Raw genomic sequence first — 13390 nt, 5'->3', positions numbered from 1 at the left:
AGGTGAATTCAATTCATGTGGGTTTTGCGATGCAGCATCGAGTCCCTCTCAAGGCCATACAAGCGTTCGAGGCCGCCGCGCGGCTGTCGTCTTTCGCGCATGCAGCAGAAGAACTGTTCGTGACCCCCTCGGCGGTGAGCCACCAGATCAAGCTGCTGGAGGACCAATTCGGGGTGCAGCTCTTCCATCGCGTGCATCGCGCGGTGGTGCTGACGGACTCGGGCCGGCGCTACGCGGAGGAGGTGTCGGCGGCCTTCGCACGCATCGACCTCGCGACGCGCGAACTCGGGCGCACGGAAAAGAGCGACATCCTCACGGTGCATGCGACGCCCAGCTTCGCGACGCAGTGGCTGATGCCGCGCCTCGCGCGCTTCAGCTCGCTCAACCCCGACGTCGACGTGCGCCTCAACGCGTCGACCGATACCGTCGATCTGGTCGCGGAGACCGTCGATATCGACATCCGTTACGGCATGAAGCGGCTGCAGCCGGCCGGCACAATGGTGCTGACCTTCCCGCCCGAGACCATCGTGCCGATGTGCTCGCCGGCATTGATGAACGGCCCCCACCCGATCCGCACGCCCGACGACCTGGTCCACCACACGCTGATCCACAGCGAGGTGTGCCTCGTCGGCTGGCGCGACTGGATGCGCCAGCACCGCAAGGTCAAGCTCGACATCTCGCGCGGCCTGCGCTTCGACCGCTCCTTCATGGCGCTCAGCGCGGCCGTGGACGGTCTCGGCGTGTGTCTGGAAAGCCTGCTGCTCGCGCAGCGCGAGCTCGAAACCGGGCGGCTCGTCGCGCCGCTCGGGCTCGACGGGCCGAAGGTGCAGGGCTACACCTTCAATCTGTTGAAAGCGCGTGCCGAGCTGCCCAAGATCCGCAATTTCCAGGACTGGCTGTTCGGTGAACTGGAGAAGGCGTCCGCGTGAGCGGATGTCTGGCCCGGCCCGCTGTCGTGTCCTATTAATGAATGGGGGACTGCCCGGACGAGGAGGTTCCCGATGGCAAGGGAAGGGGTGGATTCAGGGGGCGGGGCGGCCGGGCCTTCAGACGGCCGCCCGTCGCCGCGGGAACGTGGATCGAGATTGGGAGCATGGATCATGTTCGACAAGGAGCGATTCATCCAGGACTGCACGCAGGCCGTGGCCGAAGGGCCGGCAGCCGTGCGCGAACTGGTGGCCGAGGCGGTCTCGGACGGCGCGGCGATCGTCGCGCAACTCGGTGAACCGAAGCACGCGGGCATCAACGCGCTGTACCGTTCGCCGGAGCTCACGATCATCAACTTCGTATGGGCGCCGTGCATGAGCCTGATGCCGCACAACCACCAGATGTTCTCGGTGGTCGGGATCTATGCCGGGCGCGAGGACAACGTGTTCTGGCGCCGCAACGCGGGCAGCATCGAGGCGATCGGCGCAAGCTCGCTGGGCGTGGGCGACGTCACCGCGCTCGAACGCGACGCGATCCACTCGGTGCTCAACCCGATCGGCAAGATGAGTTGCGCGATCCACGTGTATGGCGGGGACTTCTTCGCCCCGCCGCAGCCGCGCAGCCTGTGGGACCACGAGACGCTGGCCGAGCAGGCGTGGGAAGTGGAGAAGGTGAAGGTCCTGTTCGAGCAGGCGGAGGCGCGCTTCAACGCGTGGCATCAGTGACGCGAAGGCGGTCCCGCGCGGGCCGGGGCGTGCGAGAATCGCGCCCCCGTCTGCACGAGATGCCGCCATGAGCCAGGTCCAGCACACCATCACCCACCTCGTCGTCCACAAGCTCCACCGCGCCGGCGAGGGCCCCGCGAGCGCCGAACTGCGCGACGGCGCCTGCCGCGTCGACGATGCCGCAGTGCGCCTCGTCGAGCGCCTGTGCGGACACTACGCGGACCGCAGCAGCAGGGGCTACGGGCGTTTCGCGGAGGAGGAGGGCGAGGAGGGCTCGCCGCTGCCGCGTCTCGTGCGCGAACACGTCGTCGACAAGCGCCTCGATTTCGCCGCACTGTCGCAGCGCATGATGGACGCGCTGCGCCTGTGCGCGGACGAGGAGGGCGCGGAGGTCTCCGGCTACGTCGTGATCGCGCGCATCCTCGAAGGCGCCACCGACTGCCTGTGGATCGCCGTGGTCGGCGAAGCGGTCGGCAGCGCCGTCACGGGCGCGCTCGACATCGTCGACTGCCTGCATCTGGACTTCGCGGCGCTGCCCGCGGCCGGGCGCATCGACCTCACCGGCTGGCAGCGCGGCGACGAGCGCTACGTCAGCTTCCTCAAGGGGCGCAGCGACGTCGCGCCGTGGTTCAAGCGCTTCCTCGGCTGCGGTGACGTCGTGATCGCGCTGAAGGAAACGAAGAAGCTCGTGCAGCGCCTGTCCGACTTCGCCGAGACCCAGCGCCTGGAGGCGCCCGCGCGCGACGCGATGCTCGAGCGCGCGCACGGCTACCTCGACGAACTCGGCGAAGCCGGCTCGCCGCTCGCGCTCGACGAGATCGCACGCAAGGTGTGGCCCGAGCAGCCGGAACGCCTCGACGCGGCCCTCGCGTCAGGCGAGGCGCCGCTCGCCGGTGGCTTCGTCCCGGACCGTCGCGCAATCCGCCCGCTGGTGCGCTTCCGCGCCGCCGGCGAGCAGTGGAAGCTGGAATTCGACCGCGCCAGCCTGCATTCGGGCGCCGTGCACTACGACCGCGCGAGCGACACGCTGGTGCTGTCGGGGCTGCCGGAATACCTCAAGAAGCTGCTGCAGGAGGAATGAGGCGCCGGCACGCGCCGCTGCTCAGCGTGCGGCGAGGCGCCACAGCGACGTGACTTCCGCGGCCCGCGCCGCATGCAGCGGGTCATCCGCGTCGCTCGCCTTGCCGTGCCGGGGACGGGCGTCGAGCCGCCCGATCACCTGCAGGCCGCCGGCGTCGATCGCCGCGAGCAGCTCCTCGCGCGCGCGCAGGCCCAGATGTTCCGCGAGATCCGACAGGATCAGCCAGCCTTCGCCGCCGGGGGCGAGATGCGCCGCGAGGCCGCCGAGAAAGGCGTGCAGCATGCGGCTGTCGGGGTCGTAAACGGCGTATTCGACGGGCGAGCTCGGGCGTGCCGGCACCCACGGCGGGTTGCACACGACCAGCGCCGCGCGCCCTTCCGGGAACATGTCGGCCGGTACGACCTCGACCTGTCCCGCATAGCCGAGGCGCGCGATGTTCTCGCTCGCGCAGGCCAGTGCGCGCGGATCCTGGTCGGTCGCGACGATGTGCGCGACGCTGCGGCGCGCAAGTACCGCCGCGATTACGCCCGTGCCGGTCCCCACGTCGAAGGCCGTCGCATCGCCCGCCAAGGCCGCGGGCAGGGGCGCCTTGGCGACGAGATCGACGTATTCGCCGCGCACCGGCGAGAACACGCCGTAATGCGGATGGATCGCCGCGCCCAGCGCCGGGACCGGAACTCCTTTCTTGCGCCACTCGTGCGCGCCGATCAGACCCAGCAGTTCGCGCAGCGACGCGACATAGGGTTCGTCGGCGGCGCCGTAGGCTTCGAGGCAGGCCTGCCCCACCTCCGGCGCGCGGCGCAGCGGCAGGCTGTGGCCGGCATCGAAGGGCAGCAGGAGCATGCCCAGCACCCGCGCGCGCTGCGCCTGCGCCTGGCGGTGCAGGTGGAAGGTTTCCGCCGCGCTCTTCGCCGCGGCCGGCTTGCCGGGGCGGCGCGGTTTGCGGTCGATGCGCCGTGCCATCGCCTGCAGCAGCTGCTTCGCGTTGTGGAAGTCGCCACGGTACAGCAGCGCCGTGCCCTCGCACGCGAGCCGGTAGGCTTGGTCGGCGGGCGTCTGGTCGTCGGCGAGCACGACCCGCCGCGGCGGCGGGCTGCCGCTTTCCGAGCGCCAGCGGGCCGAATGGGGGGCGCCGGTCTCGTCCTGCCAGACGATCTGCGGGTGATCTTGCATCGGGTGTCCTTTCAATGACTGCGCTACCCGCGGGGCGCAGGGGGCCGGATCAGGCCTTGTCGTCCGAGCCGTGGGTCTCGGCGAAGCGCCGTTCGAGCTCCAGCCGCAGGGCCTTGCGCGCCTCGGCGGCGGCAAAGCGTCGCTTCTCCTTCGGGCTGAAGGGGCGCAGCGCCGGCACGGCGACCGGCTTGCCGTCGTCATCGACGGCGACCATCGTGAAGAAGCAGCTGTTCGCGTGCCGCACTTCCTGCGTGCGGATGTTCTCCGCGAGCACCTTGACGCCGATTTCCATCGACGACTTGCCGGTGTAGTTCACGCTCGCGAGGAAGGTGACGAGTTCGCCCACCATGATCGGCTGGCGGAACATCACCTGATCCACCGACAGCGTGACGACGTAGCGCGCGGCGTAACGGCTCGCGCAGGCGTAGGCGACCTGGTCGAGCAGCTTGAGCACGGCGCCGCCGTGCACCTTGCCGGAGAAGTTCGCCATGTCCGGTGTCATCAGCACCGTCATGGTGAGTTGGTGTGCGGGAAGATCCATCTGTGTTCTCGTCGGGGGGCTCGGGAGGTTCGGGGGCGTGCCCTGTGCGCAGGGTCTGTCGGCGTCTTGCCGCTACCCGCGATTCTGAGCGCGCGCGCCGGGCGACGCAAACCCGTGCGCGTTCCCGGCGCCCCGCGGTGCGACTATCACCAGAACTTCCACCACCACTTCTTTTTCTTCATCGTCGTCTTCACCTCTTCGGACCATTCCGTATAGCTCTGCAGGTCGGTGTTGCGGACGAAGTGGTTGCCGAAGCGCTTGTCGCTTTCGTTGATGTGCTTCGTGAGCCACACCTGCAGGAAGTGCAGCAGCTCGAAACTGATCGACGCCTGGCCGGTATCGAGCTTGTCCTGCAGCGACTTGACCTGGGAGATGAGGTCTTCGTGCTGCTGCTTGTGCAGCTCGAAGCCGGGATAGTGCGATACGCGCATCAGGCTTTCTTCCAGCAGGAAGTGGGTGCGCGTGTACTCGGCCAGCTGGTCGAGGATCGCGCGACAGGCCTGGCTGCCCTTGTGGTCGCGGATCGCCGCATGCAGCTGGTTGAGCAGGTCGACCAGGGTGCGGTGCTGTTCGTCGATCTCCTGGATGCCGACATTGAAACTGTCGGACCATTCGAACAGGACTTGGCTCATCGGTGTTCTCCGTACGACTTTGGAATTGTCCTGCGATAGGGATTTTCCGCGGCACACGGCCGCGCGGATACCGGATTCGCATGGTCCGATTATGCGCTGCGGAAAGGGGGCTTGTCATGCCGGATGCCGCCCGCATCGGGGCCGTGGCGGTGCTGGTGTCGTGCGCCGAAGTTCGCGACAATCGGCGCTCCGCGGAGCGCTCTTCCCGCGCCCTGCCGTCTCCCTCTCTTCCCCCCGAGGAAGCCGCGATGCCGAAGTTTGCCGCCAACCTGACGATGATGTTCAACGAGCACCCGTTTCCGCTGCGTTTCGCCGCGGCGGCGCATGCCGGGTTCGAGGCCGTCGAGTTCCTGTTCCCCTACGAGCACGCGCCGGCGGAGGTCGCCGCGTGGCTGAAGGCGCATGGGCTCGTAAACGTCCTCTTCAACATGCCGCCGGGCGACTGGGCGGCGGGCGAGCGCGGCCTTGCATCGCTGCCGGGGCGCGAGGCGGAATTCCGCGCGGGCGTGGTCCGTGCCCTGGAATACGCGCAGGCGCTGGGAACCCCGCGTCTGCACGCGATGGCCGGCCTCGTCGTGCCCGGGGCAGCGCCCGGCATCCAGCGCGCCCTGTACGTCGACAACCTGCGCCACGCGGCACGCGCCGCAGCGCCTTACGGCGTCACGGTGCTGATCGAGCCGATCAACACGCGCGACATGCCCGGATACTTCCTGAGCACGCAGGCCGAGGCGCACGCGATTCGCGAGGAAATCGGCGAGCCCAACCTGCTGGTGCAGATGGATCTCTACCACGCGCAGATCATGGAAGGCGACATCGCCACCAAGCTGCGCCGCTACCTCCCTCACGTCGGCCACATACAGATCGCGGGCGTGCCGGAGCGCAACGAACCGGACGACGGCGAACTCGACTACCGCTACCTGTTCCGCCTCCTGGACGAACTCGGTTACGCCGGCTGGGTCGGCTGCGAATACCGGCCCCGCGGCCGGACCGAGGACGGGCTGGGATGGCTGAGGGAAACCGGGGCCTGAGTGGTGGGGGATGGGGTGAAATCCCGCCCGCGAATCGGGCGAACGCGACGGGAGTCCCTTTCTCCGGCTATGCTTCGGTTTGAACATTCAACCGCATGGCCCCTCCGTCCCGCTTCCCTGAATGAGCTTCCGCATCGTAATCAACGGCTACGGCCGCATCGGCCGCTGCTTTCTGCGCGCCCTCCACGAATCGCCGCTGCGCAACTCGCTGTCCGTCGTCGCCATCAACGAGCCGGCGGACATCGAGAGCATGGCCTACCTCACGCGCTTCGATTCGACTCACGGCTGTTTTCCCGGCACCGTCGGCATCCGTGACGGTTGCCTGCATATCGACGACCAGGACATCGCGGTCACCCACGCGACGTCGCCCGACGGGGTCGACTGGCGGGTCTTCGATGCCGACCTCCTCGTCGAAGCTTCGGGGCGCTACCGTTACCGGCACGAACTCGAAGCCTTCCTCGACGCCGGCTGCCCGCGGCTGCTGCTGTCGCACCCCGGCCACAGCGCCGCCGACGTCGATCGCACCGTCGTGTTCGGGATGAACCACGAGGCGCTCGACGGCGGCGAACGCATCGTCTCGGCGGCCTCCTGCACCACCAACGCCGTCGTGCCCATCCTCGCGATCCTCGAACAGACCTTCGGCATCGAGCACGCGCTGACGACGACGCTGCACTCGGTGATGAACGACCAGCCCGTGATCGACGGCTACCACGCCACCGACCTGCGCATGACCCGCTCGGCGATGCAGTCGATGATCCCGGTCCAGACCGGCTTGGCGAAAGGCATTTCCCGCCTGCTGCCGGCGCTCGAAGGGCGCATCGTGGCGAAGGCGATCCGCGTCCCGGTGGCGAACGTCTCGGCCATCGACCTGACGGTGACGCTGCGGCGCAACGCCACGGTCGAGACCATCAACCGCCTGATGCGCCGCGTCGCCGAGGAGGACCGCCACGGCGTGCTCGCGTACTCGGACGGCCCGCACGCGTCGGTGGACTTCAACCACAACGGCTTCTCCGCCATCGTCGACGGCAGCCAGACCCGCGCCAGCGGCGAGCGCCTCATCAACCTGATGCTGTGGTTCGACAACGAATGGGCCTTCTCGCGGCGCATGCTGGACGTCGCGGCGTTCTGGGCCGGACGCCTGCGGCGCTGAGCCGGCGCGGGTGTTTCGGGTTGCGAGGCACGCCCGCAGCCCGGGCCTCCGACGGATGCCGGCCTTACGCCTGAGGCTGTAGCTCGTCGATGAAGGCTTTCCGTTTGTGACAAGGGAATACGGGGCGGCCCCTGCGTCGTAAGCGGCGGAACCGGCGACCGGTGGAACGAATGGGTGGGGCGACCGGCATCAGCCGGGGTATGCTGGAACGCAATGTCACTGCGGAGGTGTGCATGAGCAAACGGATCGTCCTCATCAAGGACGCACCCATTCCCGCCGGCCCGTATTCGCAGGGGGTATTGATGGATGGGTGGGTGTGGACGTCCGGGCAACTGGGGCTGGATCCCGCGACCGCGGCGCTGGTCGGGCCGGATGCAGTGACGCAGGCCAATCAAGCGCTGCACAACATCGAGGTGATTCTGCGATCGGCCGGATCCGCTCTGAATCAGGTCGTGCGCGTGACCGTTTTCCTCACTGACATGGACGACCTGTCTGCCGTGGATGCGGTATATGCCAACTACTTCCCGACGGACTTCCCCGCGCGCTCATGCGTGGAGGTATCCCGGCTGCCGCTCGGTGCGCGGATCGAGATCGACGCGCTGGCCCGGGTGGACCGCCTCGCTTCCCGTTAGGGCGTAACGCGACCGCTTCCGCCGCGAGCGGGGTCGACGGCGATTGCCGAATGGGATGACAATGTAAATGATTATGCCGTGCGCGCCGACGGGCAACTCGCCCGGCGTGGCCCGGAGCGCTTGTCGACGGGTTGGCGGACGCGGGTCATGCGCATGGGCTCGAACCCTCGTGGAACGATTTCGGCTGAAGTCCCGCGTCGCCGGCGTTCCCGATCGTTCGGAGGCGGAAACGTTTCGATGCTGGATGAGTAATGCCGGAAACCAACACTGTTACGATGGGCGAGTTGCGGATCGGGCTGTATGTCATGCTCGATCTCAACTGGTTTCAACATCCCTTCGCCTTCAGTCAGTTCAAGATCAAATCCGAGGATCAGATCCGGGAGATCCGCAGCCTCGGGCTGAAGACGGTGCGCTATAACCCGGCGCTGAGCGACATGACCGCACGGCAAGGGTCCGCGGCCGTGGCGGATGAGAGCATGCCGGATGCGGCCCCCGCGATCGAGGCCGAAGCCGCCGAGCCGGGGGATGCATCCGCTGCCCCTCCGGAATCGAACGCGAAAACCCAGCCGGCGCTTGCTGCCAAGCGCGCGCTGGTCGAGCGGATCCGGGCGCAGCGTGAGGCCGCTGCACGCGTGGAGGACGCGTTCGTCAGTGCGGCGAAGGCGATTCGCGACATCGAAAAAAACCTCTATTCGGATCCCAAGGAGACGGTGCAGCAGGCGACGCAACTGGTAAACCAGATTGCCGACTCGATCCTGTGTGCGCCTGATCTGGCAATCCACGTAATGGGCGATCGCACCGGCGGCGAGGAGCTGTATTTCCACGCGCTGAACGTGGCGATGCTGTCGCTGATGATCGCCCGTGATCTCGGGGTGCCCCAGGAGGCTTTCGGAGCGCTCGGCATGGGCGCACTGCTTCACGACATCGGACGCAAGGAGGTTCCGGACAGGATCCTGCTGAAGACGGAACCGCTGACCCAGGCCGAGCGCCATCTCTACCAGATGCACTGTCAGTTCGGTGTTGAAATCGGCAATCGCCTGCAGCTGTCCAAGGCTGTGCTCGAGATCATCCGCGACCACCACGAGCTGTTTGACGGCACCGGTTATCCGGCCGGCCTCAAAGGGGATGCGGTCGGCGTCCTGGCGCGCATCGTCGCCGTCACCAATTACTACGACGAACTCTGTAACCCGGTGGATATTGCCAGCGCCATGACGCCGCATGAGGCACTTTCGACGATGTTCGCGAAGTTGCGCAGCAAATTCGATCCTCGCATGCTGCAGGCGTTCATCCGTTGCCTCGGGGTCTATCCGCCCGGATCCATCGTCCAGCTCTCGAACGGTCTGATTGCAATGGTCGCTACGGTGAATACCGCCAAGCCGATGAAGCCCGTGATCGTCATATACGACGCCAACATTCCGAAGGAAGAGTCGATCCTCGTCGATTTGGCGAGAGAGCAGGACCTGAATATCGCAAAGGCGATCCGGCCGGCTCAAGTGCCGGTCGAAATATACAACTACCTGAGTCCGCGCAAACGCGTCAGCTATTACTTCGACGCGGGAAAACCCGGTCAGGATACGGTGGCCCGATGAGCAGCCTTGCCGATTTGATGCTGGATCACAGCTCGCAGATGATGCTGCTGGTCGATCCGGCTTCCCTGCGCGTCGTGATGGTCAATCAACTTGTGACCCAGACGCTCGGATACCCGCGGGCGGAACTGTTCGCGATGGCCATCACGGACATCGAAAGCTCATTGCAGGACGTCTTCTATTGGGAGGACGTGCGCAACGCGCAGTATCAGGAGATCGAAGGGCAGGAAGGGCTGTATCGATGCGCGGACGGGGCGATGTTGTCCGTGGTGAAATCGGTCCGCGTCGTCATGCATGAAGATGCCCCGCTCATCCTCGTGCTGGCGCGTGACGCCAGGTATGAACGCCAGGTCGAGGACACGCTCGAGCAGACGCTTTCACAACTGCGAGCCACTCTCGAGTCGACCGGTAACGGAATTCTCGTTATCGACTGGCAGGGAAAGATCACCAACATGAATCGGCTCTTCAGCAGCATGTGGGGAATTCCCGATGCATTGCTGCTCGAGCGCAACGATACGGCGATCTTCGACTTCATCGCCGAACGTGTCATGGAAAGCGACCTGTGTCGCGCGCGCCTGCGTGCCACCGTCGACAGCGCCGAGACGGACGATCTGCATCGACTGCGCGATGGTCGCGTATTCGAGTGCAAATCCCATCCGCAGTATATCGGCGAACGAATCGTCGGGCGGGTGTTCGGATACACCGATATCACCGAACGCACGCACGCGGAGGAAGCCCTGCGGGAATCGCGCGACCGACTCGAAGACCGGGTTCGCGAACGGACGGCCGAACTGGAGACCGCCAATACCACGTTGCAGGCGGAGAAGCGGCACCAGGAGACGCTGATTCGAAAACTCGAGGAAGCCCACAACCAGTTGCTCCAGTCGGAAAAAATGGCGTCCATCGGCCAGCTTGCAGCCGGGGTGGCGCACGAGATCAATAATCCCGTCGGTTTCGTGAATTCCAACCTGGGCACCCTGAAGCGCTATGCCGAAGACCTTCTGAGGCTGCTTACTGCCTACGAGGAGATCGAAGGATCACTGACGACGGAGCAGGTCGAGGCAATCGCGCGGGTAAAGAAGGAAATCGACGCCGGATACCTGCGTGCGGACATCGGCGAACTCCTGACGGAATCGCTCGACGGTCTGCAGCGCGTCAAGCGCATCGTTCAGGATCTGAAGGATTTTTCGCACGTCGGCAAGGCGGAGCGGGAACTGGCGAATCTGGAAGCCGGACTCGAGAGCACGCTCAATGTCGTGTGGAACGAGATCAAATACAAGGCCGATGTCGTCAAGGAGTACGGCAGTCTTCCCGCGATCGAATGCTTCCCGTCGCAGCTCAATCAGGTCTTTATGAACCTGCTGGTGAATGCGGCCCACGCGATAGAGAACCACGGCCGCATCACGCTGCGTACCGGCCATGACGAGAGCGTCGTCTGGGTCGAAGTGGAAGATACCGGGAAGGGCATCCGGCCGGAGCACCTGAGCCGCATCTTCGAGCCGTTCTTCACGACCAAGGAGGTCGGCAAGGGGACCGGACTCGGTTTGTCCCTGTCCTACGGCATCGTTAACCGCCACCATGGCCGCATCGAGGTCAGGAGCGAGTTCGGCAAAGGATCCATGTTCCGGGTGGTACTGCCGCGGATTCTGCCGCCCGAGACCGCCGCGTCGCAGTGACCGTTCGGCCGCTGCCGGCGACTCGGCTCCCGGCCGACCGTCGGCCTTGAATCCGCTGCGGCGGCCGATTCGCCGGACCGGGTGCGTGAAACCCCTTGGCGGCACTCGGGCAGCGTTTCAGATCGCTCCGTCCGCCCTGAGCGCCCGGATCGCCGTCGCGTCGTAGCCGAGCGCACCGAGCACCGCGTCGGTGTGCTCGCCCAACGCCGGGCCGGGTGATTCCGCCTCGCCCGGCGTGAGCGAGAGCTTGGGCACGATGCCCGGCATGCGGCACGCGCGCCCGTCGGGCAAGGTCACCGTCTGCAACATCTCCCGCGCGAGGAATTGCGGATCCGCGAACATGTCCGCGACCGAATAGATGCGTGACGCCGGCACCCCGACCGCGGCGAGCGCCTCCAGCACGGCAGCCTCGTCGTGATCGGCGACCCACGCGTCGATCAGCGCGTAGATCTCCTCGCGCCGCGCGTCCCGCCCGGCGTTGTCCGCAAGCGAGGGGTCTTCGGCGAGATCGTCGCGGCCCATGGTCTGCATCAGCCGGCGGAAGATTGCATCGCCGTTCGCGCCGATCGCCACGTGTTTGCCGTCCTTCGTGGTGTGGGTGTTCGACGGCGTGATGCCGGGCATGATGTTGCCGGTGCGCTCGCGCACGAAACCGAACACGTCGAACTCCGGCACCAGCGATTCCATCATCGCGAACACCGCCTCGTACAGCGCCACGTCCACCACCTGCCCGCGGCCGCCGTTCACCTCCTTGTGGCGCAATGCCATCAGCGCACCGAGCGCGCCCCACAGCGCGGCAATCGAATCGCCGATCGAGATGCCGGTCTTCACCGGCGGCCGGTCCGGAAAACCCGTCACGTAGCGCAGCCCGCCCATCGACTCTCCGATCGCGCCGAACCCCGGTTGCTGCGCCATCGGCCCGGTCTGACCGAAACCCGACAGCCGCAGCATGACGAGGCCCGGATTGACTGCCGACAGCGCCTCCCAGCCGAGGCCGAGCTTCTCCAGCACGCCGGGGCGAAAATTCTCGACCACGATGTCGGCCCCGGCCACCAGCTTGCGCACCACCTCCACGCCGTCGCGGTGCTTGAGATTCACCGTCACCGACTTCTTGTTGCGCGACTGCAGGTACCACCACAGCGAGGTCCCTTCGTACAGCTTGCGCCACTTGCGCAGTGGATCGCCGCCGTCCGGTGATTCGATCTTGATAACCTCCGCGCCGAACTCGCCGAGAATCCGCGCCGCGAAGGGGCCCGCGATCAGCGTGCCGAGTTCGATGACCTTGATGCCGGCGAGGGGTTTAGTGGTGGAGCTCATTGGTGGCGTTCCTCGTTCGTTGGCCCACTGGGTCTGGGAGCGCGAAGGGTAACCCCACTTTTCGCGTGGTGCGGCACAGGAAAGGAAAAAAGCTGAACCTGGCGGCTTGGCGGCTTCCCTTGAAGGCTGGTGGTGATGGCAGTCTCTTTGCTCGGAGTCGGACTGCCGTAAGACCTGCCGCGCATCTGATTTCAAGGTCCCGTTGGTGTCGTAGCTTGTCTTGAAATGTGTTGGTGGGCCTTTTCTATGGGACATGACGCTACAAGCGTGTTGGTCTCGGCCTGCGTCGCGTTCTCGGCCGGAGCTGACGGCCGGCACGCGGCGAATGAACAGCAGGTATCGGGCAGTCAGCAGACGTCGTGGCCTACTTGGCGCCGAAAGTCCACTTTCGGGACCAGCGAACGCGAACTGCCGAGCCTGAGTCTCCTCGACGCGCTCGGGCCTCACTTTGGCTCGCAAAGTGTCTTGAACATCTCGCGTACTTCGTCGTCCGTCTCCTGTTCTGCTGCTCGAGCCCGTCGTGAGCCAATGTTGCGCCTCTCACCACTGTCCGTGAGCACATCGGAGTCTTCATCTGCGTCGGCAATTTCCTGCTCTAACAGGGTGATGCAAAAACGCGCGACACGGTGTCAACCGGGGGGGCACGGATTGATTTTCATGACGACTTCCTCGCCGGAATTGGATTTTCAATTCGGCTCGAATTGCCCAAGCGGCCACCGGCGTGTGCCGTGGAGGCCCTTTTTGCTCCGCAGTTCACGCCTTCACCCCCGAATCACTCAATTTCGCGATTCTAAGCAGGTTGTACGCCGCGCCAGAGATGAAGGCCGCCATCTGGGTCTTCGCCTGCCCGATGAATCGACTCTTGCGCATTCCACCGACCGTTTTAAGCCAGCCGAAGATTTCCTCGACCCGTTTGCGCTTG

The 13390-nt window shown here is 65.8% G+C and carries 13 protein-coding genes; 8 read left to right on the top strand and 5 right to left on the bottom strand.

What is annotated here, in order from left to right:
- Nucleotides 1-29: 29 nt before the first annotated feature.
- The 3 genes from gcvA (at nt 30) to BW991_RS21525 (ending at nt 2733) form a co-directional block, all read left to right on the top strand.
- Nucleotides 30-929: a transcriptional regulator GcvA gene (gene gcvA, locus BW991_RS21535; RefSeq protein WP_076604220.1), complete on the top strand. Its 900-nt coding sequence runs from the start codon at nt 30-32 to the stop codon at nt 927-929.
- Nucleotides 930-1100: 171 nt separating this feature from the next.
- Nucleotides 1101-1652, top strand: a complete 552-nt coding sequence (locus BW991_RS21530) for a hypothetical protein (protein WP_076604167.1) — start codon at nt 1101-1103, stop codon at nt 1650-1652.
- Between the two features lie 67 nt (nt 1653-1719).
- Nucleotides 1720-2733, top strand: coding sequence for a nucleoid-associated protein (locus BW991_RS21525; RefSeq protein WP_076604166.1), 1014 nt, complete (start codon nt 1720-1722; stop codon nt 2731-2733).
- A 21-nt stretch (nt 2734-2754) separates the two neighbouring features.
- Here the strand turns inward: BW991_RS21525 and BW991_RS21520 are convergent, their stop codons facing one another.
- From BW991_RS21520 to BW991_RS21510, 3 genes are all read right to left on the bottom strand, one after another.
- The gene (locus BW991_RS21520; protein WP_076604165.1) at nt 2755-3906 is read right to left on the bottom strand and encodes a methyltransferase; all 1152 of its coding nucleotides are present in this window, start codon (nt 3904-3906) and stop codon (nt 2755-2757) included.
- A 49-nt stretch (nt 3907-3955) separates the two neighbouring features.
- On the bottom strand, nt 3956-4447 hold the full coding sequence (locus BW991_RS21515) for an acyl-CoA thioesterase (protein WP_076604164.1): 492 nt from the start codon (nt 4445-4447) through the stop codon (nt 3956-3958).
- A gap of 146 nt (nt 4448-4593) precedes the next feature.
- On the bottom strand, nt 4594-5079 hold the full coding sequence (locus tag BW991_RS21510; RefSeq protein ID WP_076604163.1) for a bacteriohemerythrin: 486 nt from the start codon (nt 5077-5079) through the stop codon (nt 4594-4596).
- 248 nt (nt 5080-5327) lie between these two features.
- Between BW991_RS21510 and otnI the strand changes: the two genes are divergently transcribed.
- The 5 genes from otnI (at nt 5328) to BW991_RS21485 (ending at nt 11151) form a co-directional block, all read left to right on the top strand.
- Nucleotides 5328-6107 (top strand): 2-oxo-tetronate isomerase, encoded by a 780-nt coding sequence (gene otnI / locus BW991_RS21505; protein WP_076604219.1) that lies wholly within the window; start codon nt 5328-5330, stop codon nt 6105-6107.
- Nucleotides 6108-6228: 121 nt separating this feature from the next.
- Nucleotides 6229-7257 carry a type I glyceraldehyde-3-phosphate dehydrogenase gene (locus tag BW991_RS21500; protein ID WP_076604162.1) on the top strand — a complete coding sequence of 343 codons (1029 nt, stop codon included), beginning with the start codon at nt 6229-6231 and terminating at the stop codon, nt 7255-7257.
- Between the two features lie 233 nt (nt 7258-7490).
- On the top strand, nt 7491-7889 hold the full coding sequence (locus BW991_RS21495; RefSeq protein ID WP_076604218.1) for a Rid family detoxifying hydrolase: 399 nt from the start codon (nt 7491-7493) through the stop codon (nt 7887-7889).
- Between the two features lie 251 nt (nt 7890-8140).
- Nucleotides 8141-9478 carry a cyclic di-GMP phosphodiesterase gene (locus tag BW991_RS21490; protein WP_076604161.1) on the top strand — a complete coding sequence of 446 codons (1338 nt, stop codon included), beginning with the start codon at nt 8141-8143 and terminating at the stop codon, nt 9476-9478.
- On the top strand, nt 9475-11151 hold the full coding sequence (locus BW991_RS21485) for an ATP-binding protein (protein ID WP_076604160.1): 1677 nt from the start codon (nt 9475-9477) through the stop codon (nt 11149-11151). The genes BW991_RS21490 and BW991_RS21485 overlap by 4 nt, the downstream gene beginning before the upstream one ends.
- A 117-nt stretch (nt 11152-11268) precedes the next feature.
- Here BW991_RS21485 and BW991_RS21480 read toward each other — a convergent pair whose 3' ends face one another.
- Complete coding sequence (locus tag BW991_RS21480; protein WP_076604159.1) at nt 11269-12468, bottom strand: CaiB/BaiF CoA transferase family protein; 1200 nt, start codon at nt 12466-12468, stop codon at nt 11269-11271.
- A gap of 753 nt (nt 12469-13221) precedes the next feature.
- A partial coding sequence (locus BW991_RS21475) for a transposase (protein ID WP_139335980.1) occupies nt 13222-13390 on the bottom strand: 169 nt, incomplete at its 5' end.

The organism is Aromatoleum tolulyticum, assembly GCF_900156155.1.
In the GTDB taxonomy this organism is placed as follows: Bacteria; Pseudomonadota; Gammaproteobacteria; order Burkholderiales; family Rhodocyclaceae; genus Aromatoleum; species Aromatoleum tolulyticum.
Note: the sequence above shows the minus strand (reverse complement) of the source record. Positions and strands in the feature narration are given on the sequence as shown.